The following is a 24,896-nucleotide window of genomic DNA, read 5'->3' as shown; positions in this document are numbered from 1 at the left end:
CGGATTTGGTGCAGCCTGGTGGTGCACCACCGGACGCCGGTCAGCGTCCTAGGGGTTAGTCCGGGGCAGGGTATATCCGGATGCGTGATCCGTTTCTGGCACGAAACTCGCTAGTATTCCGGCAGTTACTTGACCAATCGGTTAGCTTTTTATCCATGAATCCTGCTCCAGCGCCTTCCCCTTCCACGGCGGTTCCCGCCGATGCATCCCGGCCCGCCGTGGAGGTCCACGACGCCAGCGTGGTCTACCAGACGGCCGACACGCCGGTGCAGGCGCTCAGCAACATCGACCTGCGCATCGGTGAGGGCGAGTTTGTGTCGCTCATCGGACCTTCGGGCTGCGGCAAGACCACGCTGCTGCGCGTCATTGCCGATCTGGAGCAGATCAGCAGCGGCACGGTGCTGGTCAATGGCGTGAGCCCGCACGATGCGCGTCTGGCGCGCGCCTACGGCTACGTGTTCCAGGCGCCGGCCCTGTTCCCGTGGCGCAACGTGCTGGCCAACGTCATGCTGCCGCTGCAGATCCAGGGCCGCAACAAGGCCGAGGCGCGGTCGGTCGCGCAGGAGCACCTCGCCCGCGTGGGCTTGGCTGGTTTCGAGCGCAAGTACCCCTGGCAGCTCTCCGGCGGCATGCAGCAGCGCGTATCCATTGCCCGGGCGCTGGCCTTTGAGCCGCGCATCCTGATGATGGACGAGCCTTTCGGCGCGCTCGACGAAATCACCCGTGACCGCCTCAACGAACAGCTGCAGCAACTCTGGCAGCGCGAGCGCCGCACCGTGGTGTTCGTGACCCACTCCATTGCCGAGGCGGTGTACCTGTCCACCCGCATCGTGGTCATGTCGCCGCGTCCCGGGCGCATCGTCAAGGTCATTGATTCCCCGCTGCCTGACGAGCGGCACCTGGGCCTGCGCGACACGCAGGCCTTCATGGACGTGGCGCACGCCGTGCGCGAGGCACTTGCCGATGGCCATCACGAATAAAGCCGCCCGCCTGTGGGAGCAGGCGCTGCCCGTAGCCGTGATGCTGCTGGGCGTGCTGCTGCTCTGGTACGCCGGCGCCTGGGCCATGAACGCGCCCGGCGCCATCGAACGTGTGCTGGAACCTGCCGGCAACCCCTGGACCTGGCAGGACCTGCTGGCCGCCACCATGGGCATGGAGCGCCCGGTGCTGCCCGCGCCGCACCAGGTGGCGCTGGACTTCTGGTCCAGCGTGGTGGACTGGCCCGTCGACTCGCCGCGCAACCTGCTGTACCACGTGGTCGTCACCGGCGAGACCACACTGGTGGGCTTCGTGCTGGGCACGGTGCTGGGGCTGGTGCTGTCGGTGCTCATCGTGCATTCGCGCACGCTGGACCGGGCCCTGCTGCCCTGGATCGTGGCTTCGCAGACCGTGCCGGTGCTGGCCATTGCGCCCATCGTGCTGGTGATCCTGGGCAGCCTGGGGTTCGAAGGTCTGGCGCCCAAGGCCGTCATTGCCATGTACCTGTGCTTCTTTCCCGTCACGGTGGCCATGGTGCAGGGTCTGCGCTCGCCGCAGGTGATCGAGACCGAGATGATGCACACCTACGCGGCCTCGCGCTGGCAGTCGCTGTGGCTGCTGCGTCTGCCCGCCGCCTTGCCTTTTTTGTTTCCCGCCCTGCGCGTGGGCATTGCCGCCGGCCTGGTGGGCGCCATGGTGGCCGAGCTGCCCACCGGTGCCGTGGCCGGCCTGGGCGCGCGCCTGCTCACCGGCTCCTACTACGGCAACACCCTGGCCATCTGGTCGGCGCTGGTCATGTCGGCCCTTTTGGGGTTGGTGCTGACCACGGTGGTGGCCCTCGTGGAGCGGCTGGCCCTGCGCCACCGGAGGCAGGCATGAAGCCCGCACGCCCTGTGTCCCACCGCACCACCGCGCTGGCCGTGGTGGTGTCCGCCGTGGCTGCGGCTTTGTTGCTGCTGCACCCGACTGCCCAGGGCGAGAGCCCGCCCACCGCACTGTTCTGGTTGCTGGCCGGTGTGCTGGGACTGGTGGCCCTGTGGACCATCCGCCGCGTGGCGGCCATCCAGGGCACGCGCTGGGACGGCGTGCTGACTGCCGGCCTGTTCGGCCTGTGGGTGCTGTACTTCTGGCAGGTGCTGGTGGTGGCCTTCGAGGTGCCGCGTGTGCTGCTACCGGCGCCCACCCTGATCGTGCAGGCCATGGTGGACAACGGCCCGCGCCTGTGGGGCGATTTCACGCAGACCGTGCTCAAGGCCGTGCTGGTGGGCTGGGTGCTGGGCAGTGGCCTGGGCTTTGCGGTGGCCATCGCCATCGACCGCCTGCCCTTCCTGCAGCGCGGCCTGCTGCCGCTGGCGTCGCTCACCAGCACCGTGCCGCTGGTGGCCGTGGCGCCCATTGCGGTGATGTGGTTTGGTTTTGAGTGGCCGTCCAAGGCGGCGGTGGTGGTGCTCATGACCTTCTTCCCCATGCTGGTGTCCACGCTGGCGGGGCTGCAGGCCAGCGGCAAGCTGGAGCGCGAGCTGATGCACAGCTACGCCGCCAGCTACGGGCGCACGCTGTGGTCGCTGCGCCTGCCGGCGGCCACGCCCTTCATGTTCGGGGCGCTCAAGGTCAATGCCACGCTGGCGCTGATCGGGGCCATCGTGGCCGAGTTTTTTGGTTCGCCCACCATGGGGCTGGGGTTTCGCATCTCGACCGAAGCCTCGCGCATGAACTCAGCGCTGGTGTGGGGCGCGATCGTGGTGGCTTCGGTCACCGGCTCGCTGGCCTACGCCTTGCTTGTGCAGCTGGAGCGCCGCGCGGCATTCTGGCATCCGTCGGTGCGAGGCACGTGATGCCCCGCTGTTTTGTTCCTACCCCAACCCCAAGGAGTGTTTCATGACCCGTTCTTTCAAGTTCAGCAAAGGCCTGCTGGCCGCCGTGGTGGCTGTGTGCGGCATGACCGCGCACGCCGCCGAGAAGGTGACCGTGCAGCTCAAGTGGCTGCCCCAGGCCCAGTTCGCCGGCTACTACGTGGCGCAGGCCAAGGGCTACTACAAGGCCGAGGGGCTGGACGTGACCATCAAGCCTGGCGGTCCCGACATCTCGCCCGTGCAGGTGATTGCCGGCAACGGCGCCGACGTGGTGGTGAACTGGATGCCCGATGCCCTGGCCGCCCGCGAAGCCGGCGTGCCGCTGGTCAACATCGCCCAGGTGTTTGACCACTCCGGCCTCATGCTGACCTGCAAGAAGGCCAGCGGCGTGAAGAGCCCGAAAGACCTCAAGGGCAAGACCCTGGGTGTCTGGTACGGCGGCAACGAGTACCCCTTCCTCAACTGGATGGGCAAGCTGGGCTACAAGCCCGATGTGGACGTGAAGGTGCTCAAGCAGGGCTTCAACGTCGACCCGCTGCTGCAGAACCAGGCGGCTTGCATCTCCACCATGATCTACAACGAGTACTGGCAGGTGGTCGATGCGGGCGTGAAGGAGAGTGACCTCATCACCTTCTTCTACGAAAAAGAAGGCGTGGCCACGCTGGAGGATGGCCTGTACGTGATGGAAGCCAAGCTCAAGGACCCGGCCTTCGTGGCCCGCATGGCCAAGTTCCTCAAGGCCACCTTCAAGGGCTGGAACGACGCTGTGAAGAACCCCGAAGAAGCCGCCAAGGCCGTGGTCGCCGCCGACATGTCGGGCAGCGCCACCCTGAAGGTGCAGAAACGCCAGATGGAAAACGTGGCCAAGCTCATCACCACCGCCAACACGCCCAAGATGGGCTACCTGGAGCCCGCCGCCTACGAGCGCACGGTGAAGGTGCTGCTGGCCGGTGGCAGCTCGCCTGTCATCAAGAAGGACCCGGGCAAGGCCGCCATGTCGCACGTGGTGTGGGAAGCGGCCAGCAAGTAAGCTGCCAGACGCTACAGTCGCAAGGCTGAGTCCAGGGGTCGTATCCTGTCGGGTGCGACCCCTTTATTTTTTTGCATGCATGACGATGTCCAAGCCACTTCCCATCCCCCTTGACCGCAGCGTAGCGGGCGACGACGGCGCCAAGGGCCAGATCCGCCAGGCCAACGAGAGCCGGATACTGGGCGCGGCCGAGAAGGTGTTTGCCCGCGCCGGCTTCGGCGGCGCCACCATGGCCGCCATTGCCCAGGCCAGCGGCCTGCCCAAGGCCAACCTGCACTACTACTTTGGCAGCAAGGACGTGCTGTACCGCGCCGTGCTGGCGCGCATCCTGAACGACTGGCTGGTGCCCACCCACGGCATCACGGCCGACGCCGCCCCGCGCACCGCCATCGAGCAGTACATCCGCGCCAAGATGGCCCTGTCAGCCCAGCGGCCCGACGGCTCCAAGGTGTTTGCCAACGAGCTGCTGCACGGCGCACCTGTGGTGCACGGCCTGCTGGCCAAGGAATTGCGCCAGATGGTGCAAGACAAGGCCGCCGTGGTGCAGGGCTGGGTGGACGCCGGGCGCATGGCGCCGGTGGACAGCATCCACCTGTTCTTCACCATCTGGGCGGCCACGCAAACCTATGCCGACTTTGATGTGCAGGTGGCAGCGGTGCTGGGCCGCAAGGCACTGACGCACCGCGACCACGTGCGGGCCACCGAGCATGTGGTGTCGCTGATTTTGCGGGGTTGTGGTTTGTGAATTGAATGGGGACTTTGCCGCAGTCCGGCGTCAAGTGCAATTCCGGGCATCCAGAGGACCCCGGCTACCACCAGTTCAGCACGTCTTCGGCAAAACCCAGCATGCGGTCCACCGCCATGCGGCTGCCATCGTCCAGAACGACCGTGCCGCTGTAGTAGCCAAAGACCTGGTGTTGGGCCGAGCGAATCAGTCCCAGATGGATGCTGGAGTGGCGGTCCACGATCGGTTCGAAATGCATTTCAAAGCGCTGGTCTGAGCTGGAAAAGCGCCAGGGGCGGGTGTAGTCCTGCTCGTCCAAGTGGAAGGTTACCTCGGCCAGCTTGTGTGCCACGCCATCGACCAGCAGCATGTTTTCGCTGGCCGGGCTGCGGTCGGAGAAGCCGTAGCCAATGTTCCAGCCCAAGGTGTGGCCTTGGGCGTGGCCGGAGGCCGAACCCCAGTACCAGCGGTTCTTGTAGGTCCAGTTGCCGCGTCCCCAGTCCAGGGCGCCAAAGTCGCGCTCGGGGGCAAAGGTGTAGCGGCGCTGCCCGATGGTAAAGCCGCCACTGGCGGGCATGCAATTGATCTTGCGGTTGTAATAAAACGCTTTCCGGTTTTGTGCCCATGAGGTGGCGATGTTCATGCTCTGCAGGGCGGGGTCCTGCTCCAGGGTGATGCTGCCGGACAGACCCTTGTCCCCCTGGGCGTTCTTCAGGCCGGGGGCGCTGAAGCGCAGGGTGCGGCGTCCCTGGGTGTAGTTGAATTCCAGTTCGAGGGTGGCGTTGCCGAAGCGAATGACGCCCTCGTCGCTGCCGGCCGGAAAGCCGGTTTTGCCCAGCGGCAGCAGGCTCAAGGTGTCTACCTGGTGGAAAAAACCACGCTCGAAGTCCAGAAAGCACAGGGCGAACATGCCGGCAAACCCGAGGTCGCTCATGGTCAGCGTCAGGCCGAACTTCTGGTCCGGCGACAGCACGCTGAAGTAATCCCACTCCTTGATGCGCCACTTCGGGGCATGGATGGCGCTGCGCTCATAGCGCCAAAAAGGGTGGCGCGCCCAACCGGGGTGGTTGATGTGGCCCTGCGCATCCAGCAGGTTCAAGGGGGTGGTGATTTCGGTCTGCATGGGGCAAGCTTACCTGGGGCTGGCCAGAAATAGGGTGGTTGGTACTGTCGAGTCATGCTGCTTCGCAGCACGGTCAACCGTTTGGGTGATCCAGCCGCGATAGGTACAGGCGGGTGTGATGGCAAAAGCCAAATCCTGGGCAGTGCCAGTTCGATGCCTGCCCGGTTTCTTGACTGGGAAAAGGCAGTGCGTGTTTGAGAATCCTTGGCGGAACGGCTTGCTGGCGAAAGACAAAGTCGCCGTGGTGCAGGACTGGGTGAACTCCGGGCGCATAGCGCTGTCGAGCCGCTGCCATGCGTGGGCCACCGAGCATGTGGTGTCGCTGATTTTTCGGGGTTCTGGTTTGTTAATTGAATAGGGCTTTTGCCCGCGCGGGAATTGCGTGAGTTGCGCCTGGCACCGGAGCACTGTGAGTCTAGCAATTTGGGGTTCCACGGCAAACACAAACCTGTGCGGACTACTTCCAGCGCTTGCTGACCGATTCACCCGTTTGGGGGATATGCGCGACCCTGAGGACCGCCTAGACTCAGTGACAGGCGACTGTCACACCTTAGGCGCCCAATGAGTCAATAAGTTCTGCACTGCATAGCCCTTTCGGCTCCTGAAGCAGTGCCAATTCACAGGGAAGAAATATGAGCGAATCACCAGCCAAGGCAATCGATGAGAAATTTTGCACCGAATGTGGTTCCGTCATAAAAGCCAAAGCGGAGATTTGTCCCAAGTGCGGAGTACGGCAGATGAATCCGCCCACGGCAATCAATTTGGGACCTGTGGCGTCAAATGGAAAAAGCCGGATTGCCGCTGCCTTGTTTGCTTTTTTTCTTGGAGGTCTGGGTGGTCACAAGTTCTATTTAGGCCAAGTGGGGCTTGGCATTGTTTATTTGCTTTTTTGCTGGACGTTTATTCCGGCCTTTATTGCCTTTATCGAGTTCATCTTGTTTCTCACGATGAGCGATGAAGCGTTCAATCAAAAATATGGCCATTCCTAAGTCCATGTGCGATGGGATTCCGGGCGGCACCTGCTGGCCCCAACTTTAGACTTGGAAGGAAGAGTCATGTTTTGTCCACAGTGCGGCACTGAAAATCCGGAAGACGCGCGCTTCTGCAAGAAATGCGGCAACTCGCTAGCGAGCTCGTTGGCGCAGCCTCAATCGGCTGCCCAGGCGGCAATCTGGAACCCCAATGCGGCAGCGAATTGGAGTTTGATTTTTACCCCCGCGTTTGGCGCCTATCTTCAAATGTTGAATTGGCAGAGTCTTGGAGAGTCCGAGCGGGCTGCTGCGTCAAAAAACTGGTTCTATGCTGGCCTAGGATTGCTTGTCGTATATGTGCTCATGGGTGTTTTCATGGGCAATTCAAAGGCGGCAGACGGTATGGCGCGTGGGCTTGGGTTCCTGTTTCTCTTGGTTTGGTACTTTTCTGCGGGGCGTGCGCAAAGCAAGTACGTCAAGGAAAAACTCGGCGCTGGCTATGCCCGCAAGCCGTGGGGCAAAGCACTTCTCCTAGGGGTCGCCTCCCTTATCGGTTACTTCATCGCGGCGCTGATTGTCGGCCTAGCGGTGGGGCTTTCGCGGTAGGCGCGTCCTCTGCGCTTTAGGAGCCAGCGCTTGCTTGTCACTGCCGGTGTACAGGTGAGCCTGTGGCGCTCCATGCCGTACCATTGCTCCTCATGAAAACAAGCTACATCTTCGGCGCCATTCTTCTCTGCAGCCTCATGGGGGCCATGGTCGGTGCGCGGGGCACCAAGACCGCGCTGCTGGTGGGTACCGGTCTGCTGTCCGCCTACGGGCTGATGCGCATCTTGGGCTGAGCGCACCGGGGCGCCGCCCGCAAGGGCTGCTCGGTTTTGTTGCTGATTTGGCCCTAAGCGCCCACAGGAAATGCGTCAGCAGCTCCTGAAATCATAGCGATCGCAGCAACTCCAGGGTCGGGTATCCGTCGGCCGGCAAGCCCCGGCTGCGCTGGTACTGGCGAATGCCGCGTTGCGTGGCCGGGCCGACCATGCCGTCGGGCGTGCCGCAGTCAAAGCCGCGTGCGTTCAGCGCCGCCTGCAATTCCAGCAACTGGCTGCGCGACAGCAAGGGCACGTCGCGTGGCCAGGGTGCCTGCACCCCGGGCCCCTCGGCCAGCCGCTGCGCCAGCAGGTGGATGGCCAGCGCATAACTGGTCGCGTTGTTGTAGCGCAGGATGGTGCGGAAGTTGGGCCCCACCAGGAAGGCCGGCCCGCGTGCGCCCGCCGGGAGCAGGATGGAACTCTCCGGCAAGGCCGGCAGCGGCGCACCGTCCAGGGTTTTCACGCCTTCATCCGCCCATTGGGTACTGGGCTGGCGCACATTGGCATCGGCGCGGGCGTAGTCAAACCCGGCGGGCAAGCGCACCTCCAGTCCCCAGGGCTGGCCCGTTTGCCAACCGGAGCGGGCCAGGAAGTTGGCGGTGGACGCCATCACATCGGGCACGCTACCCCAGATGTCGCGTCGGCCATCGCCATCGGCATCCACCGCGTAGGCCAGAAACGCCGATGGCAAAAACTGCGTCTGACCCATGGCGCCAGCCCACGAGCCAATCATCTGTGCCCGGTCGATGTCGTGGCTCTGCAGGATCTTCAAGGCGGCGAGCAGCTGGTCACGCGCCCACGTCTCGCGCCGCCCTTCAAAGCCCAGCGTCGCCAGGGCGTCGATGGTCGGAATGTCGCCCATGAAACTGCCGTAGTTGCTCTCCAGGCCCCAGATCGCAACCAGCACTTCGGCCGGCACACCGTAGCGCGCCGCAATCGTGTCGACGTCGATATTTGCATCCCTGGCCGCAGTGGAGCGCAGTTGCCGCAGCTTGGCCTGACCCCGTGCAATGCGTTGCAGCGACACCGCGCTGTCCAGGTAGTCCCAGACCGGGCGGGTGAACTCGGGCTGTGCCTGGTCCGACGCAATCGCACGGGGGATGAAGCGAACAGTATCGAACGCGCTGTGCAGCGTGGACTCGTCAATGCCGGCGGCGCGGGCACGGGTGCTGAATTCGGCCACCCAGCGGGCAAACTTCTCGCTGTATTCGGCTTCCGTGGATTCGGCCGCCACTGGCGTCGGCGCGGTGCCGACCACCGGTGGCGCAGACGCGCACCCCGCCAGCACGAGGATGGTCAGCCAAGTGGCAGCCAATTTGTAACGGGCGGGCGTTGGAGAAAGGGTGGGCGTTTGCATGCTCCCCATTTTCGCCGGTCAGCTGGGCCGCGCCACCGGCAGCGTGCGAAAGGCCAGCGCGCCCAGCGCCAGCAAGGACGCCACACACACCAGGACTCCCGCATAAGGGTCCAGCCCCCAGGTCTGCGACCAGGATGCGGCAAGGCCACTGAGGCTCTGCACGACAGCCACACCCAGAAACATGGCCATGGTGAATACCGACATGGCGCGCCCGCTCATTTCGACGCTGTAGGAGGCCCGCACGTTGGCGTATTGCAGAATGCCGGCACCGGAGACCACGGCCAGCACCACCATGCCGCCCACGTCCACCCAGGCCAGCGGCAGGAATGCCATCAGCACAAAGACCGCGGCCATGGCCAGCACGGCGCGCACGATCCAGTGCCGTCGCCGTGCCGGTCCGGGATCGAAGTGGCCAAACAGCGCGGGCGTGAACAGCGACAGCAGCGAAACCACCAGGGCCACATTGCCCGTTTGCACCAGCGACATGTCGTGGCGGTGCATCAGCAAAGGCCCCAGCCAGAGGCCGCGCAGGGTCAGGAACGAGGCGTAGTTGACCAGCGCCAGCGCCAGGATGCCCCAGGTTTGCGGCAGCAGGAACAGCGCGCCAAAGCCGCGCAGGGCGTGTCCCAGGTTGTCCGGACGGTGGTGCGCGCTGGACAGGCCCTCGCGCAGTTGCCGGTAGACCAGCAGCCACGATACGCAGGCCAGTCCCGCCAGCACGGCAAACCCCACGCGCCACGAACTCGCATCAATGAGCCATGCCAGGGGCGTACCCGTGAGCACCAAGCCCAGACCGCCCAGCCCCATGGCCACGCCGGATATGGCCGCAAAGCGCTCCACGGGGAAGCGCCGGGCGATGAACAGCGTGCACACCACAAAGGCCGGCGAGCAGCCAATGCCGATCAGGGCCTGGCCCAGCATCAGGACGGCATAGTTCGGTGCCAGCGCGGAGGTGAGCGCACCCAGGATGGCCAGGGGGAAGGTGCACAGCCAGGTGCGGCGCAACCCGTAGAAATCCAGCGCGATCCCGATGACGAACTGGCTCAGTCCGAAGGAAAAGGCAAAGGTGGCGGCGAAGAATCCCAAGGCCTGCGTGGACAGGCCGAAGTCGTGCTGCAAACCCGTCGCCATCATGGCCGTCACGGTGCGAAAGGCCTGGCTGAGCGCGAACGCACTGACCAGGGTCAACAAGGGCAGCCAGGGCATGGCGGCCTCAGAGGGGGCAGGGGAATCAGGTGAGGCGGACATGGCGGTCCCTAGCGTACCGCACCTGCGGTGTCACCGGTGTCGCCGGTGTGAACCGGCATCCGTCGAGGTCAGGCGCGGCACTCAGGCCATGAACACCCGGGCCTTGCGCGGGGTCAGCACCAGGGTCTCGCCGTCTTTCAGCGCCATGTCGCTGAACTGCCGCGCCGGAATCTGCGCTTCGATGATGTCGCCACCACCGGCGGTGGAAGCCTCCAGCGCCTGCAGCTCCAGCCGGGCAATGGGCCCCACCACGATGGCGCGCACCAGCCGGGCGGGAATGCCGCGTGGCGGCTGGCCGTTGGCGCTGCTGTCTTCGGCGGCGTTGTAGCGGCGCACGTCCAGGTCGTGCGGGCGCACGTAGGCAAAGGCCTTGGCGTTCTGCGCGTCCGGGTGCTCGGGGGTGGCCAGGTGCACGGCGTTGGGGCCATCGCCAATGTGCATCTCGCCGGCGTGGGCGCGGCCCTGGAACAGGTTCACGTCGCCCAGAAAGCCGTACACGAACGGGCTGGCAGGGTGGTCCCACACCTGCTGGGGGGAGCCGATCTGCTCGATCTGCCCGCTGTTCATCAGCACCACGCGGTCGGCCACTTCCAGCGCCTCCTCCTGGTCGTGGGTGACGAAGATGCTGGTCACGTGCAGGTCGTCGTGCAGGCGGCGCAGCCAGCGGCGCAGTTCCTTGCGCACCTTGGCGTCCAGCGCGCCGAAGGGCTCGTCCAGCAGTAGTACCTTGGGCTCCACGGCCAGCGCGCGTGCCAGCGCAATGCGCTGGCGCTGCCCGCCGGAGAGCTGCGCCGGGTAGCGGTCGGCCAGCCAGTCCAGCTGCACCAGGCCCAGCAGCTCGTGCACCTTGGCCTTGATGACGGCTTCGCTGGGGCGCGTGGCGCGCGGCTTCATGCGCAGGCCAAAAGCCACGTTGTCGAACACCGTCATGTGGCGAAACAGCGCGTAGTGCTGGAACACAAAGCCCACGTTGCGCTCGCGCACGTGCACGTCGGTGGTGTCCTCGCCGCTGAACAGGATGGCGCCGCGGTCGGCCGTTTCCAGCCCGGCAATGATGCGCAGGAGCGTGGTCTTGCCGCAGCCCGAGGGGCCGAGCAGGGCGACGAGTTCGCCGGATTCGATGTCCAGGCTCACATCGTTCAGGGCCTTGAAGGTGCCGAAGTCCTTGCTGACGTTACGGATGGCAATGCTCATGGGGTTCTTTCAATGGCTCAGGCAGTAACGGCCGGGGTGGGGCGTTCGGGGGGCAGCGCGGCGGCGGCCTTCTGCTCGCGCTCAAACTGCCACTCCACCACCGACTTGATGAGCAGGGTGGCCACGGCCAGCAGCGCCAGCAGCGAGGCCACGGCAAACGCGGCGACCGACTGGTACTCGTTGTACAAGATTTCCACATGCAGCGGCATGGTGTTGGTCTGGCCGCGGATGTGGCCCGACACCACCGACACCGCGCCAAACTCGCCCATGGCCCGCGCATTGCACAGGATCACGCCATAGACCAGGCCCCACTTGATGTTGGGCAGCGTCACGTGCCAGAAGGTCTGCCAGCCGGTGGCGCCCAGCACCTGCGCGGCCTGTTCTTCTTCCGTACCCTGCGCCTGCATCAGCGGAATCAGCTCGCGGGCGATGAACGGGAAGGTGACGAACACGGTGGCCAGCACGATGCCGGGCACGGCGAACACGATCTTGATGTCGTGCTCCTGCAGCCACGGACCGATCCAGCCCTGCGAGCCAAACAGCAGCACGTAGATCAGGCCGGCCACCACGGGCGACACCGAAAACGGCAGGTCGATCAGTGTCGTCAGAAACGCCTTGCCGCGGAACTCGTACTTGGCAATGGCCCAGGCCGCCGCCACGCCAAACACCAGGTTGAACGGCACCGCAATGGCGGCTGTCAGCAGGGTCAGGCGGATGGCGCTCCAGGCGTCGGGCTCCTTCAGCGCCTCCCAGTAGGCGTCCAGGCCCTTGCGCAGCGCTTCGGTAAAAACGGCCGCCAGCGGCAGCAGCAGAAACAGGAAGATGAAGCCCAGCGCCAGGCCAATGAGGGTGTAGCGCACCCAGGCCGGCTCGGTGGTGCCGGCGGTGCGAACGGTTGGGGGGCGGCTCATGATGTGGCTCCGGTGCGCCGGCGCTGCCAGGCCTGCAGCGCGTTGATGACCAGCAGCAGCACGAACGAGAACACCAGCATCACCACCGCCACGGCGGTGGCGCCGGCGTAGTCGTACTGTTCCAGCTTGCCGATGATGATGAGTGGTGTGATCTCCGACACCATGGGCATGTTGCCGGCAATGAAGATGACCGAGCCATACTCGCCAATGGCCCGCGCAAAGGCCATGGCAAAACCCGTGAGCAGGGCCGGCGCAATGCTGGGGAAGATGACATGGCGAAACGTCTGCCAGCGCGAGGCGCCCAGGCAGGTGGCGGCTTCTTCCAGCTCCTTTTCGGTGTCTTCCAGCACCGGTTGCACGGTGCGCACCACAAAGGGCAGGCCAATGAAGATCAGGGCCACCACCACGCCGTTGCGGTTGAAGGCCAGCTGGATGCCGTAAGGCTCCAGGTACTGGCCGACCCAGCCATTGCCCGCCAGCAGCGCGGTGAGCGCAATGCCGGCCACGGCAGTGGGCAGGGCAAAAGGCAGGTCCACCAGTGCGTCAACCACCTTCTTGCCGGGAAACTCGTAGCGCACCAGCACCCAGGCCACCAGCAGGCCAAACACTGCGTTCACCACGGCGGCAATGAACGAGGCGCCAAAGGTCAGCTGGTACGAGGCCACCACGCGCGGGCTGGCCACGGCCGCCCAGAACTGCCCCCAGGTCAGCGTGAAGGTCTTGAGCACCAGCGCCGACAGGGGGATGAGCACTATCAGGCTCAGGTACAGCAGCGTGTAGCCCAGCGTCAGGTTGAAGCCCGGCAACACGCGCCGGGTGGAGCGGGCGCGGGGCGGGCCACCCAGGGTGAGGGCCGTCATTTACTTGGCGGTGTAGAGCTTGTCGAACTGGCCACCGTCGTTGAAGTGCACTTTCTGGGCTTCTGCGAAGGAGCCGAAATAGTCTTCCACGCGGAACAGCGCAATGGGCTTGAAGGTGGCGGCGTGCTTCTTCAGGATGGCGGGGTTGCTGGGGCGAATGGCGTGCTGGGCAGCAATCTCCTGGCCGGCATCCGAGTACAGGAAGTTCAGGTAGGCCTTGGCCTGCTCGGCCGTTCCCTTCTTGGCTACCGTGCGCTCCACGATGGCCACCGGGTTCTCTGCCACGATGGAACTGCTGGGGTACACCGCATCCACCTTGCCCGTGCCAAACTCGCGGTCCACCGACACCACTTCGGACTCGAACGTGATCAGCACGTCACCCAGATTGCGTTGCAGGAAGATGTTGGTCGCGTCGCGCCCGCCCTTGGCCAGCACTGGCACATTCTTGTACAGCTTGCCCACGAACTCGGCGGCCTGCGCATCGGTGCCGCCTTTCTTGCGGACCGAGCCCCAAGCCGCCAGATAGGCCATGCGGCCGTTGCCGCCGGTCTTGGGGTTGACCACCACCACCTGGACGCCGGGCTTGATCAGGTCGTCCCAATCCTTGATGCCCTTGGGGTTGCCGTTGCGCACCAGAAACAGCATGGTGGAGCTGGTGGGCGCGGCGTTGTGCGGAAAGCGCTTGGTCCAGTCCTTGGCCACCACGCCGGTGCTGGCCAGAAAGTCCACATCGGTGGTGGTGTTCATGGTCACCACGTCGGCGGCCAGGCCGTCATTCACGGCACGCGCCTGGGCGCTGGAGCCCGCGTGCGACTGGTCGATCTTGATGTCCTTGCCCGTGCTCTTCTTGTAGCTGGCGACAAACGCGGTGTTGATGTCCTTGTAGAACTCGCGGGCCACGTCGTACGAGACGTTCAGCAGCGTGGTCTGTGCTGCTACCAAATTGCTAGCTGTCAGCGCAATAACGGCGAGGGCTAGAGTGGCTTTTTGCTTGAATTTCATGGGGTGTCCCGAAAACAGGGTGGTTGCAACGCAGCGTGCAAAACCCCCATTCTGGGGAAAGGCCGTTCAACCCACAACGAATCATTCGTTGTTTGTTTATGCCATAAAGCATCTAAGCCCTGCGTTGCTCAGTGCAGCAAGCGCACGGCGGCAATGGCCAGCCAGCCCAGAACGAAGTTGACCAGCACCAGCGCCTGCACCTGTGCCGCCGCCTTGGCCGCCACCGGCCACTCGCCCGCCGCCACGGCGCGCTTGAAGCGCCTGAAACCCGCAAAGTAGATGTGGCCGAAGATCAGCATCATGGCAATGCCCAGCACCAGCATCACGTTCCACCCCAGCGCGACGCTGCCCACGCCGCTGGCGGCCTTGGCCGCCTTGAACGCGGCGGTGTAGAGGTGGGTGCCGGTGGCCAGCAGCACCCCAATGGCGGCGAGCACCATCACAAAGAAGCGCTGCCACACCGCGCCCATCAGGCGGGCGCGGGGCTGGGGCTCCATCAGGGCCAGGGCCGCAGGTTTAAGCACCAGCAGCATGAAGGTCATGCCGCCCATCCAGACGATGGCGGCCACGAGGTGCAGGAGTTTGAGGGTGTCGTACATGGCGCGCATGGTAAGCGCTGGGCGCGTGGCACACCGCGTGCCCGCGCCTTTGGCCCTACCGGCACCACGGTTGCACGCTACTGCGCCCGCAAGGCCAGCTGCTGCGCCACAAAGCCCGCAAAGGTCTGCAGCAGCGGCGCAAACGCTTCAGGCGCGCCCTCCAGCTGCGCCAGCGCCGCACAGGTGGCTTCCAGCGTGGAGAGCTGCCCCGGCTGGTGCGCCTTGCGGATGGCGTAGCCCGACGCCGGCACATCCACCAGCGACTGGCGCGGCAGCGCCTGCAGCAGCGGGCTTAGGTGCAGCATCTTGCGGCTCTTGCGCCAGGTGGCGTCCAGCACCACCAGCCGCACGTGTGCCGGGTCCTGCAACCGTGCGGCGTCCAACGGCGCTGGCACCGCGTGCCCCGCATGCGCGGTGGGCGGGTACAGCAGCACGGTGTAACGGGGCCCGGCCAGCAGCGCCTGCAGCGTGGCGTCGTCAAACGCCTCGCCCACCACCACGCGGCTGTGCGGCAGGCTCAGGTGCAGCAGGCGCGCCGTGTTCTTGGCCTCGTGCACCTCCAGCGGGTGCTGCAGGATCAACACCTCGGTGGCGGTCTGCGTGGGCGTGACGAAGCCGCAGATGCAGGTGGATTGGGGGCGCAGGCAGCGGGGACAGGTGGGTCGGCGCATGGGGTGGGAAACGAAGGAACTATTTCTGCGCGAGGCCATGCGCACGCTGATTCGGAGGCAGAGCTGCTTTATGGAGAAGGCATGCGCATGTTGAGTTGCGCGACAGCTTCTTCAATGGAGGTGCTGACCGTAATGCCTTCCATGTGTGTAGGAATACGATGGGTTCCCGCACCGCCGATCCATATCTGTACATGCGCGGGAACCAACTCACGCAATGTCTGAAGTTCATTCCGAAGCAATCTCGGCGGATAGGCAACACTGGCCGATAGTGCTATGACTTGTGCATCGTAAGCCTGTGCCGCAGCGGCGATTTCAGACGCAGGGAGTCCTCCGTGTAGAAACAGGGGAGAAATACCCAAGTTCCAAAGCAGGGCGTTGATCAAGACAAGTGCCAGCGTGTGCATTTCTGCTGCAGGGGATGCCAACAGCACTCTGGGTGCGCCAAGTCTGTTCTTGCGCGGCGGTACAACTTCTCGGCTGATGACGGCTTGCAGCGTCTCTGAGAATATGTGTTCCGCATAGATGGGCAAAACCCCCGCTTGCCAAGCCGCGCCCACGGCCTGAATCAGGGGAATAGCAAGTTCTCGGACAAAAACCGGAATGCCATTGGCAGCAAGTCGACGGTCAAGGTATTTTTCGAATGGTGCAAATTGGCTCTGAAGCAGCATTTCCAAGGCCCGATCGACATCAGAAGTGGCCGCAATAGCCAGTTTCTCTGGGCCAGCAGGGGTATTTCTTGAACGCTCCTTGACGCACTGGATTGCCTCGCCAGCGCGCTGTCCCGCTGCAATCAGACGTGATATTTCAGCGATCAAGTCCAGGTCGGGCAAGCTGTAAGCCCTTTGGCCTTTTTCCGTTCGTCCAGGAACTGGAAAACCATACCGCTCTTCCCACTTTCTCAGGGTAGCAGCGGGAATGCCGGTCTGCCTTGATACCGCGCCTATCGTAATCAAGATCACCCCCCAAAGGTTGAATGTTATTTTGTTTGTCTAAGTATATATTGGACATTCATGCAACAATGCCCACTCGCGTATGTGCATCAAGGCAGCAAGTGCGATTTCTGTAGCTCGCTTGGTAGACCGAGTTCCGCGAGGTTCAAAGCATGCTGGCTTTGAATCTCGCCCGGTTGTCCTGGGCAAGGCATCAGTCAATTTTCCGACAAATCCACTGCATTTAAGAACCTGCATGAAGTCGTCGAGCAATAAGCCCGCTGATTTGAACGACAAAACACAACATAAGTGCCATTTCAATGAGTAACTTCACAACAACATCTGCCGGTCCGGCTGCAGGACTGCACGACAGAGTGGCCGGTTGGTCTGTCACTTCCATCCGGGAATTTCTCGCCTTTAAGCTGGGGCAGGAGGAATACGGGATCGACATCCTGCGCGTGCAAGAAATTCGGTCTTACGAGCAGCCCACCCGCATGACCCATACGCCGGCGTTCGTCAAGGGCGTGATCAATTTGCGCGGAGTGATCGTCCCTATTGTTGACATGCGCATCAAGTTCGACCTGACGCAGGTGAACTACGACACGTTTACGGTGGTGATCGTGCTCAACATCGGAACCCGGGTGGTGGGCATGGTGGTGGATGGCGTCTCTGACGTGATCACCTTGACGCCAGAGCAACTGCGCCCGGTACCCGAGTTTTCCACGGCCACCGGAAGTGACCACCTGCTAGCCATCGGTTCGATCGGAGATCGCATGCTGATGCTGCTGGATATCGAAAAACTCATGGCTGGCACTGAGATGGGGCTGATAGCCACAACGGTCCAATAGCCAGCCAACAACTTCAAGACACGCAACATGAACAATATGACAGTACGCGCAAAGCTGGCGTGGGTATTCGGCGGAATTTCGGTAATGGTTCTGCTGATTGGCGGACTGGCCGTGAAAACGCTCGGGGATGCGAACGAGCGGTTTGTGAATTACGTCACCGGCATTAATGCACGTGCCAATGCGGCCCATCTCGTGCGAGAGGCCATCGATCTTCGGGCCATAGCGGCCCGCAATCTGGTGCTGGTGACCACGCCTGAAGATATGGCTATCGAAAAGTCGGTGGTGAGCAAGGCGCATGCTGACGTCGTTGCGGGCATGAGCACGCTGAACCGATTGGCGGAGGAAAAAGATGTCACCACCGAGGCCCGTCGACTGATCGCGGCGATAGACAACATAGAAAAGTCGTATGCGCCGGTGGCGCTTGCGATTGTCGAGCTTGCACTGAACAAGCAGAACGAAGCCGCCATTGCCAAGATGAATAACGAATGCCGGCCGTTGCTGGCCGCGCTGGTCAAGGTGTCGAACGACTACTCTGACTACACAAAGGAACGCGCTGCCAAACTGGTGCAGGTGGCTGCTGCGGAATATGCCACGCAGAGGAATTACCTTTTTGCCGGCTGCATGGGCGTTCTTCTGGTGGCGCTGATTGCGGGGGTACTCATTACCCGCAGTCTGATGCGCGCACTCGGTGCCGAGCCGATTGAGCTGTGCAGTGCGGTCAGTCGCGTGGCGGATGGCGATCTGACGACGCGGCTGCATGTGCGTAGCGGCGATACGGCTAGCGTGTTGGCTGCGGTGGGACGCATGCAATCGTCACTGACCGGGGTGGTCAACACGGTGCGGGCCGGCTCCGAATCGGTGGCCACCGCTAGCGCGGAAATTGCCCAGGGTAACCATGACCTGTCGTCGCGTACCGAGCGGCAGGCCAGCGCGCTCGAAGAAACCGCCGCTTCCATGGAGGAACTCAGTTCCACCGTCAAACAGAACGCGGACAATGCCCACCAAGCCAACCAGTTGGCTCTGAGTGCCTCCAGCGTGGCCAACAAGGGAGGTGAAGTCGTATCCCAGGTGGTCGACACCATGAAAGGTATCAACGAATCGTCCAAGAAGATCGGCGACATCATCAGCGTCATCGACGGCATTGCGTTCCAGACCAACATCCTGGCGCTCAATGCGGCGGTCGAAGCAGCCCGCGCGGGTGAGCAAGGCCGTGGCTTTGCCGTGGTGGCCAGCGAAGTGCGCAGCCTGGCGGGCCGTTCGGCCGACGCGGCCAAGGAAATAAAAAACCTCATCAGTGCCAGTGTGGAGCGGGTCGAACAGGGCACCGCCCTGGTTGATCAGGCGGGGGTCACGATGGCCGAAGTCGTGAGTTCGATCAAACGCGTGACCGATCTCATGGGCGAAATCAGTGCTGCCAGCAACGAGCAAAGCCAGGGTGTGGCCCAGGTGGGAGAGGCCATCACGCAGATGGACCAGGTAACGCAGCAGAACGCCGCGCTGGTGGAAGAGATGGCGGCCGCCGCCAGCAGTCTGAAATCGCAGGCACAGGAATTGGTTGGCACCGTGGCGGTGTTCCAGTTGGCGCAAAGCCAGGGGAGCTTTGGTGCCGACAGCACGCCGGCACAGATCAGCCACGCCCATCCGGTACCGGCCAGGCCGGTTCTCCGAAAACTGGGCCACGCCACGGTACCTCACCTCGGCAATAGCGCCTAGATGAGGCTGGTGGCGCAGACCACTCACTGAAACGTGATCTGTAAAACAAGAGAACTGAACATGAGAAACAACCAGCCCGTCACACAACGGGACTACTCGTTCCCGGACAGTGTGACGCTGATGTCCACCACCGACACGCAAAGTCACATTACCTACGCCAACGCGGCCTTCATTGATGTCAGCGGCTTCAGCCGAGAAGAAATCGTGGGTCAACCGCACAATGCCGTCCGTCACCCGGACATGCCCGCGCAAGCGTTTGCAGACATGTGGGCGACCTTAAAGGCGGGCCAATCCTGGACGACGCTGGTGAAGAACCGCCGCAAGAACGGAGACCACTACTGGGTGCGCGCGAACGCCAGTCCGATTCAGCGAGACGGTGCGGTAACGGGCTACATGTCAGTGCGCACCAGACCCGAAGCGCAGGAAGTGGCCGCAGCCGAGGACCTGTACCGCCGATTTCGCGAAGGAACGGCCAATGGCAGGGCATTCCACAAAGGCATCATTGTTCGCACCGGACTGATGGGTTGGATGTCCTGGTTTCAGGTGATGCCCGTACGCTGGCGCATACGCCTGGCTGCGGTGCTGATGACGACGGTACCGTTTGTGGCCGCCCTGGCCATCGGGGTGGCAGGGCCGCCCTTGGCCATGATGGTGGCCGCGCTACTGGTCGGTGCCGCGCTGGGGACCCTGATGCTGGAAATGCAGGTGGCCTCGCCGCTGGCAGCCATTCTGGTGCAAGCCCAGACGGTTGCCAGTGGGCAAGCGGGCCGCAACATCAGTCTGGACCGCGTAGACGAAATTGGCCTGCTTTTGCGCGCTGTCAATCAGTCGGGTTTGAATCTCCGGGCGCTGGTGGACGACGTGAGCGAGCGGGCCATGAGCGTGGACCAAAGCAGTGCGGAAATTGCTCAGGGCAATAACGATTTGTCCGCCCGAACCGAGCAGCAAGCCAGCGCGCTGGAAGAAACGGCGGCGTCCATGGAGGAGCTGAGCTCCACCGTCAAAGCGAACGCCGAGAACGCCCGGCAAGGCAACCAGTTGGCACAGAGCGCCAGCAGCGTGGCCGTCAGGGGAGGGGATGTGGTGGCTCAGGTGGTTGGCACCATGAAGGGCATCAACGACTCGTCGAAGCAGATATCGGACATCATCAGCGTCATCGATGGCATTGCGTTCCAGACCAACATCCTGGCGCTCAACGCGGCGGTCGAAGCAGCCCGGGCGGGTGAGCAAGGCCGCGGCTTTGCCGTGGTGGCCAGCGAAGTGCGCAGCCTGGCGGGCCGTTCGGCCGACGCGGCCAAGGAAATAAAAAACCTCATCAGTGCCAGTGTGGAGCGGGTCGAGCAGGGTACCGCCCTGGTTGATCAGGCAGGTGTCACGATGGCCGAAGTCGTGAGTTCGATTAAACGCGTGACCGATCTCATGGGCGATATCAGTGCTGCCAGCAATGAACAGGCATTGGGCGTAGCCCAGGTGGGAGAGGCCGTCACGTTGCTGGACCAGACGACACAGCAAAATGCCGCCCTGGTAGAGCAAAGCGCCGCTGCCGCCGACAGCCTGAAAGCACAGGCTCGGGAACTGGTGAATGCAGTGGCGGTATTCAAATCAGGCAGTGCAATGGCTCGGCGCCCGGCGCCACCGAAGCACCTGCACGCAACTCCACGGCCACTGACATTGGTCAAAAAAACCGGCGACGCGCCTAAGAGCAGTCTCGGTCGCAGTGGCACACGGCCAGCGCTTTCGGCGCAAGTGGCGGTACGCCAGGTTTCACGTTCCACAGCGCCACAGGTGGAGGGTGGCGACTGGGAAAGTTTTTGAGTTATTCCCTGACCGGCCAGACGATGACCGAGGTGGTGCGTGGGCCCAGCGCGGGTGTTGTCATTTCTGCCATTGCAGCACCTGTGGTGGCTACGAAGGCTCCATATCTTCCTGCTTCGTCACGCCACCCCCGCCCGCTCCAGCATGGCATGCAGCAGCACATTGCACCCGGCGGTAATGTGCTCGGGCTTGGCGTCCTCAATCTCGTTGTGGCTGATGCCGTCCTTGCAGGGGATGAAGATCATGCCGCTGGGCGCCAGGCGGGCCATGTAGACCGCGTCGTGCCCGGCGCCTGAGACGGCGGGCATGTTGCTGTAGCCCAGCTTCTGCGCGGCACGCGCCACGGCGCCCTTGCAGTCGTCGTGGAAGGCCTGGGCGGGGTAGCTGGACACCATCTCGATCTTCACGTCCAGGCCGCTGTCCTTGGCTACCTGGGCGGCAAAGGCTTTCACCTCGTCGGCCATCTGGTCGACCAGCGCGTCCGTGCTGTTGCGCAGGTCGATGCTGAACTTTACCCGCCCCGGAATCACGTTGCGGCTGTTGGGAAACACCTGCACCATGCCCACGGTGCCGCGGCCGTGCGGCTGGTGGCGCAGGGCGCAGGCCACCACCTCCTGCATGATGCGGGCAGACACCTGCATGGCGTCCTTGCGCAGCGCCATGGGCGTGGGGCCGGCGTGGGCCTCCATGCCGGTCACGGTGCAGTCAAACCAGCGGATTCCCAGCACGCCCTGCACCACGCCGATGGTCACGTCGGCATCTTCCAGCACCGGGCCCTGTTCGATGTGGGTCTCGAAGTAGGCGCCGATGGGGTGGTCGCCGGGTTCCTGCGGCCCGATGTAGCCGATGCGCTCCAGTTCGCCCTTGACGGTCAGCCCTGCAGTGTCGGTGGCGGCGTAGGCGTGTTCCAGCGTGAAGGCCTTGGCGAACACGCCTGAGCCCATCATCACCGGCACGAAGCGCGAGCCTTCTTCGTTGGTCCAGAACGCTACTTCAATCGGCGCTTCGGTCTGAATGCCCAGGTCGTTCAGCGTGCGCACCACTTCCAGGCCGGCCAGCACACCGTAGTTGCCATCGAACTTGCCACCGGTGGGTTGGGTGTCGATGTGGCTGCCGGTGACGATGGGGGCCAAGCTGTTGTTGCGCCCGGCGCGGCGCATGAAGCCGTTGCCGATCTTGTCGATGGTGACCGTCATGCCGGCTTCGCGCGCCCAGCGGGTGACGAGGTCACGGCCTTGTTTGTCGAGGTCGGTCAGCGTCAGGCGGCAGACGCCGCCCTTGGGCGTGGCGCCGATTTTTGCCAGTTCCATGAGGGAGTCCCACAGGCGCTGGCCGTTGATGCGGGCCTTGGCAATGTCGATGGCGGTTGCGGTGTTCATGCTGTCTCCTTAGCGTTGGACTGCGGTGGGGGCCAGGGTCTCCGCCCGCAACTTGGTTGCCGCAAAGTTGGAACTGAACGGCGCCCGGTGCAGGTAGCGGCCTTTGCCCTTCACCGCCCGCAGGTCGCCCTGCACAAACACCAGTTCGCCCTGGCTGATTGTGTGGCTGGGAATACCCTTGACGGTGCGGCCCTCGAAGATGTTGTAGTCGCCCTTGCTGAACTGCGTCTTGGCGGACAGTGTCTTGCTGGCCATGGGGTCCCACACCACCAGGTCGGCATCGGCACCCACCGACACGCTGCCCTTTTGCGGGTAGAGATTGAACAGCTTGGCCGTGTTGCTTGACGTGATGGCGACGAACTCGCTGGGCGTGAGGCGGCCGGTGTTTACGCCTTCGTCCCAGATCACGGCCAGGCGCTCTTCCACGCCGCCGCAGCCGTTGGGGATCTTGGCAAAGTCGTCCTTGCCGGCCGCCTTCTGCGCGGCGCAGAAGGTGCAGTGGTCGGTGGCGGTGGTGTGCAGGTTGCCGCTCTGCAGGCCGCGCCACAGAAATTCCTGGTGGCCCTTGGGACGGAAAGGGGGGCTCATCACGTGCGCGGCGGCGGTGGCAAAGTCGGGGTGGCGGTAGACGCTGTCGTCCACCACCAGGTGGCCGGCCAGTACCTCGCCGTACACGCGCTGGCCGCGGACGCGGGCGCGGGCAATGGCCTCGGCGGCTTCGATGCAGCTCACGTGCACCACGTAGATGGGCACGTTGAGCACATCGGCAATGGCGATGGCGCGGTTGGCGGCCTCGCCCTCCACCATGGGCGGGCGCGACAGCGGGTGGCCCTCAGGCCCATGGATGCCCATCTCGGCCACCTGCTTTTGCAGCAGGTACACCAGCTCGCCGTTCTCGGCGTGCACGGTGGGCATGGCGCCCAGTTCCAGGCAGCGCTTGAAGCTGTTCACCAGCGTCTCGTCGTCGCACATGATGGCGTTCTTGTAGGCCATGAAGTGCTTGAAGCTGTTCACGCCTTCCCGCTGCACCAGGGTGCCCATGTCGCGGTGCACGGTCTCGTCCCACCAGGTGATGGCGACGTGGAAGCTGTAGTCGCCCGCCGCCTTCTCGGCCCAACCGCGCCAGGTCTGGTAGGCCTCCATGAGGGGTTGCTGCGGGTTGGGAATGACGAAATCAATGATGGTGGTGTTGCCACCGGCCAGGCCGGCCGCGGTGCCGGTGTAGAAGTCGTCCATGGTGGTGGTGCCCATGAACGGCAGCTGCATGTGGGTGTGCGGGTCGATGCCGCCGGGCATGACGTACTGGCCGCCAGCGTCCACGGTGGTGGCGCCGGCCGGGGCCGAGAGGGCCTCGCCCACGGCGACGATCTTGCCGTCTTGCGTGATGACATCGGAACGAAAGGCGCGGTCGGCGTTGACCACGGTGCCGCCACGGATGAAGAGTGTGCTCATGGTTGCTCCTGAAACAATAGCTGATTACGCAATGAATACAAGGGTTTGGGGCGGATTCAGGCCTGAATCCGCAGGGGGTTGTTGGCGTGGGTGGTCCAGTCGGCATGGGTGGCTACCACCGGCTTGCCGGTGCGCAGGTCCACCTCGCCCACGGGCAGGTCGCGCAGCGTGATGCAGTTGGTCACCGGGCACACGTTCACGCACAGGTTGCAGCCCACGCATTCGTCTTCCTTCACCTCGAAGTGGCGCTGGCCATTCTTCTCGAAGGTGATGGCCTGGTGGCTGGTGTCTTCGCAGGCAATGTGGCAGCGCCCGCACTGGATGCAGCTGTCCTGGTCGATGACGGCCTTGGAAATAACGTTGAGGTTCAGGTAACGCCAGTCGCTCACCGTGGGCACGGCCTTGCCGACGATCTGACTGACCGAGGTGAAGCCCATCTCGTCCATGTAGTCGGACAGGCCGCTTTCCATCTCCTGCACGATCTTGAAGCCGTAGACCATGGCGGCCGTGCACACCTGCACCGTGCCGGATCCCAGCGCGATGAAGTCCAGCGCGTCGCGCCAGGTGCCGATGCCGCCAATGCCGGAAATCGGCAGGCCGCGCGTTTCGGGGTCGCGGGCGATCTCGGCCACCATGTTCAGCGCAATGGGCTTGACCGCCGGGCCGCAGTAGCCGCCGTGGCTGCCCTTGCCGCCGGTGTTGGGCGTCATGGTCAGCGAATACGGGTCCACGCCCATGATGGAGTTGATGGTGTTGATGAGGCTCACCGCGTCGGCCCCGCCGCGCTTGGCCGCCTGGGCCGGTTTGCGGATGTCGGTGATGTTGGGTGTGAGCTTCACGATGACGGGCAGCTTGCTGTACTGCTTGCACCAGGCGGTGACCATCTCGATGTACTCGGGCACCTGGCCCACGGCCGCGCCCATGCCGCGCTCGCTCATGCCGTGCGGGCAGCCGAAGTTGAGCTCGATGCCGTCGGCGCCGGTGTCCACCAGGCGCGCCAGGATGGCCTTCCAGCTCTCCTCCTGGCAGGGCACCATCAGCGAGACGATCATGGCGCGGTCCGGCCAGTTGCGCTTGACCTCGCGTATCTCCTTCAGGTTCAGCTCCAGGTCGCGGTCGGTGATGAGTTCGATGTTGTTGAAGCCCATCAGGCGCCGGTCGGGCGTGAGCAGGGCGCCGTAGCGCGGGCCGTTGACGTTGACGACCGGCGGTCCGGCCTCGCCCAGCGTCTTCCAGACCACGCCGCCCCAGCCGGCCTCGAAGGCGCGGTTGACGTTGGTGGCCTTGTCGGTGGGCGGCGCGCTGGCCAGCCAGAAGGGGTTGGGGCTGCTGATGCCGGCAAAGGTGGTGTGCAGATTGGCCATGGTGTTCTCCCG

At 63.8% G+C, this 24,896-nt stretch carries 25 protein-coding genes; 12 read left to right on the top strand and 13 right to left on the bottom strand.

Annotated features, from left to right (window positions below; genetic code table 11):
- Positions 1-155 precede the first annotated feature (155 nt).
- The 5 genes from AC1Q5W_RS11040 to AC1Q5W_RS11020 all read left to right on the top strand — a co-directional run bounded on the left by AC1Q5W_RS11040 (position 156) and on the right by AC1Q5W_RS11020 (position 4,606).
- The gene (locus AC1Q5W_RS11040; protein WP_492644594.1) at positions 156-980 is read left to right on the top strand and encodes an ABC transporter ATP-binding protein; all 825 of its coding nucleotides are present in this window, start codon (positions 156-158) and stop codon (positions 978-980) included.
- Positions 964-1,857 carry an ABC transporter permease gene (locus tag AC1Q5W_RS11035; RefSeq protein WP_492644595.1) on the top strand — a complete coding sequence of 298 codons (894 nt, stop codon included), beginning with the start codon at positions 964-966 and terminating at the stop codon, positions 1,855-1,857. Before AC1Q5W_RS11040 ends, AC1Q5W_RS11035 begins: the two co-directional genes overlap by 17 nt.
- Entirely contained in the window at positions 1,854-2,813 is a 960-nt protein-coding gene (locus tag AC1Q5W_RS11030) for an ABC transporter permease (protein WP_492644596.1), read from the top strand. Before AC1Q5W_RS11035 ends, AC1Q5W_RS11030 begins: the two co-directional genes overlap by 4 nt.
- 43 nt (positions 2,814-2,856) lie before the next feature.
- Positions 2,857-3,861, top strand: a complete 1,005-nt coding sequence (locus tag AC1Q5W_RS11025; protein WP_492644597.1) for an ABC transporter substrate-binding protein — start codon at positions 2,857-2,859, stop codon at positions 3,859-3,861.
- 85 nt (positions 3,862-3,946) lie between these two features.
- A complete protein-coding gene (locus AC1Q5W_RS11020; RefSeq protein WP_492644598.1) occupies positions 3,947-4,606 on the top strand; it encodes a TetR/AcrR family transcriptional regulator in 660 nt (219 codons plus the stop codon).
- Positions 4,607-4,670: 64 nt separating this feature from the next.
- Here AC1Q5W_RS11020 and AC1Q5W_RS11015 read toward each other — a convergent pair whose 3' ends face one another.
- Entirely contained in the window at positions 4,671-5,708 is a 1,038-nt protein-coding gene (locus tag AC1Q5W_RS11015) for a DUF2804 domain-containing protein (RefSeq protein WP_492644599.1), read from the bottom strand.
- Positions 5,709-5,826: 118 nt separating this feature from the next.
- Between AC1Q5W_RS11015 and AC1Q5W_RS11010 the strand changes: the two genes are divergently transcribed.
- The 4 genes from AC1Q5W_RS11010 (at position 5,827) to AC1Q5W_RS10995 (ending at position 7,518) form a co-directional block, all read left to right on the top strand.
- On the top strand, positions 5,827-6,066 hold the full coding sequence (locus AC1Q5W_RS11010) for a hypothetical protein (protein WP_492644600.1): 240 nt from the start codon (positions 5,827-5,829) through the stop codon (positions 6,064-6,066).
- Positions 6,067-6,340: 274 nt separating this feature from the next.
- Positions 6,341-6,697, top strand: coding sequence for a TM2 domain-containing protein (locus AC1Q5W_RS11005; RefSeq protein WP_492644601.1), 357 nt, complete (start codon positions 6,341-6,343; stop codon positions 6,695-6,697).
- 66 nt (positions 6,698-6,763) lie between these two features.
- Entirely contained in the window at positions 6,764-7,285 is a 522-nt protein-coding gene (locus tag AC1Q5W_RS11000; RefSeq protein ID WP_492644602.1) for a zinc ribbon domain-containing protein, read from the top strand.
- 92 nt (positions 7,286-7,377) lie between these two features.
- Positions 7,378-7,518, top strand: a complete 141-nt coding sequence (locus tag AC1Q5W_RS10995; RefSeq protein WP_492644603.1) for a hypothetical protein — start codon at positions 7,378-7,380, stop codon at positions 7,516-7,518.
- A gap of 91 nt (positions 7,519-7,609) precedes the next feature.
- Here the strand turns inward: AC1Q5W_RS10995 and AC1Q5W_RS10990 are convergent, their stop codons facing one another.
- The 9 genes from AC1Q5W_RS10990 to AC1Q5W_RS10950 all read right to left on the bottom strand — a co-directional run bounded on the left by AC1Q5W_RS10990 (position 7,610) and on the right by AC1Q5W_RS10950 (position 16,343).
- Positions 7,610-8,899: a lytic murein transglycosylase gene (locus AC1Q5W_RS10990; RefSeq protein WP_492644604.1), complete on the bottom strand. Its 1,290-nt coding sequence runs from the start codon at positions 8,897-8,899 to the stop codon at positions 7,610-7,612.
- Positions 8,900-8,917: 18 nt separating this feature from the next.
- Entirely contained in the window at positions 8,918-10,105 is a 1,188-nt protein-coding gene (locus AC1Q5W_RS10985; protein ID WP_492704172.1) for an MFS transporter, read from the bottom strand.
- Between the two features lie 123 nt (positions 10,106-10,228).
- Complete coding sequence (locus AC1Q5W_RS10980) at positions 10,229-11,341, bottom strand: sulfate/molybdate ABC transporter ATP-binding protein (RefSeq protein ID WP_492644606.1); 1,113 nt, start codon at positions 11,339-11,341, stop codon at positions 10,229-10,231.
- A gap of 17 nt (positions 11,342-11,358) precedes the next feature.
- Positions 11,359-12,252 (bottom strand): sulfate ABC transporter permease subunit CysW, encoded by an 894-nt coding sequence (gene cysW, locus AC1Q5W_RS10975; protein ID WP_492644607.1) that lies wholly within the window; start codon positions 12,250-12,252, stop codon positions 11,359-11,361.
- Positions 12,249-13,112 (bottom strand): sulfate ABC transporter permease subunit CysT, encoded by an 864-nt coding sequence (cysT, locus tag AC1Q5W_RS10970; protein WP_492644608.1) that lies wholly within the window; start codon positions 13,110-13,112, stop codon positions 12,249-12,251. The genes cysW and cysT overlap by 4 nt, the downstream gene beginning before the upstream one ends.
- Positions 13,113-14,114, bottom strand: a complete 1,002-nt coding sequence (locus AC1Q5W_RS10965) for a sulfate ABC transporter substrate-binding protein (RefSeq protein ID WP_492644609.1) — start codon at positions 14,112-14,114, stop codon at positions 13,113-13,115.
- Positions 14,115-14,242: 128 nt separating this feature from the next.
- Complete coding sequence (locus tag AC1Q5W_RS10960; protein ID WP_492704170.1) at positions 14,243-14,713, bottom strand: hypothetical protein; 471 nt, start codon at positions 14,711-14,713, stop codon at positions 14,243-14,245.
- A gap of 77 nt (positions 14,714-14,790) precedes the next feature.
- Positions 14,791-15,384: a tRNA-uridine aminocarboxypropyltransferase gene (locus AC1Q5W_RS10955; RefSeq protein ID WP_492644611.1), complete on the bottom strand. Its 594-nt coding sequence runs from the start codon at positions 15,382-15,384 to the stop codon at positions 14,791-14,793.
- Between the two features lie 68 nt (positions 15,385-15,452).
- Positions 15,453-16,343 (bottom strand): MerR family transcriptional regulator, encoded by an 891-nt coding sequence (locus AC1Q5W_RS10950; protein WP_492704168.1) that lies wholly within the window; start codon positions 16,341-16,343, stop codon positions 15,453-15,455.
- Between the two features lie 290 nt (positions 16,344-16,633).
- Between AC1Q5W_RS10950 and AC1Q5W_RS10945 the strand changes: the two genes are divergently transcribed.
- Genes AC1Q5W_RS10945 through AC1Q5W_RS10935 form a run of 3 tightly spaced genes read left to right on the top strand, consistent with a single transcriptional unit; the run spans position 16,634 to position 20,689 of the window.
- Positions 16,634-17,161: a chemotaxis protein CheW gene (locus AC1Q5W_RS10945; protein ID WP_492644613.1), complete on the top strand. Its 528-nt coding sequence runs from the start codon at positions 16,634-16,636 to the stop codon at positions 17,159-17,161.
- A 36-nt stretch (positions 17,162-17,197) separates the two neighbouring features.
- A complete protein-coding gene (locus AC1Q5W_RS10940) occupies positions 17,198-18,874 on the top strand; it encodes a methyl-accepting chemotaxis protein (RefSeq protein WP_492704166.1) in 1,677 nt (558 codons plus the stop codon).
- Positions 18,875-18,934: 60 nt separating this feature from the next.
- Positions 18,935-20,689: a methyl-accepting chemotaxis protein gene (locus AC1Q5W_RS10935; RefSeq protein WP_492644615.1), complete on the top strand. Its 1,755-nt coding sequence runs from the start codon at positions 18,935-18,937 to the stop codon at positions 20,687-20,689.
- A 119-nt stretch (positions 20,690-20,808) separates the two neighbouring features.
- On the opposite strand, the gene AC1Q5W_RS10930 is transcribed toward AC1Q5W_RS10935, so the two are convergent.
- Genes AC1Q5W_RS10930 through preA form a run of 3 tightly spaced genes read right to left on the bottom strand, consistent with a single transcriptional unit; the run spans position 20,809 to position 24,884 of the window.
- Positions 20,809-22,068, bottom strand: a complete 1,260-nt coding sequence (locus AC1Q5W_RS10930) for a Zn-dependent hydrolase (protein ID WP_492644616.1) — start codon at positions 22,066-22,068, stop codon at positions 20,809-20,811.
- Positions 22,069-22,077: 9 nt separating this feature from the next.
- On the bottom strand, positions 22,078-23,520 hold the full coding sequence (gene hydA / locus AC1Q5W_RS10925) for a dihydropyrimidinase (protein ID WP_492644617.1): 1,443 nt from the start codon (positions 23,518-23,520) through the stop codon (positions 22,078-22,080).
- A gap of 56 nt (positions 23,521-23,576) precedes the next feature.
- Positions 23,577-24,884: an NAD-dependent dihydropyrimidine dehydrogenase subunit PreA gene (preA, locus tag AC1Q5W_RS10920; RefSeq protein WP_492644618.1), complete on the bottom strand. Its 1,308-nt coding sequence runs from the start codon at positions 24,882-24,884 to the stop codon at positions 23,577-23,579.
- Positions 24,885-24,896 lie beyond the last annotated feature (12 nt).

The sequence above is a fragment of the Rhodoferax sp. MLSD5-FHT05B10 genome, from assembly GCF_058793415.1.
Note: the sequence above shows the minus strand (reverse complement) of the source record. Positions and strands in the feature narration are given on the sequence as shown.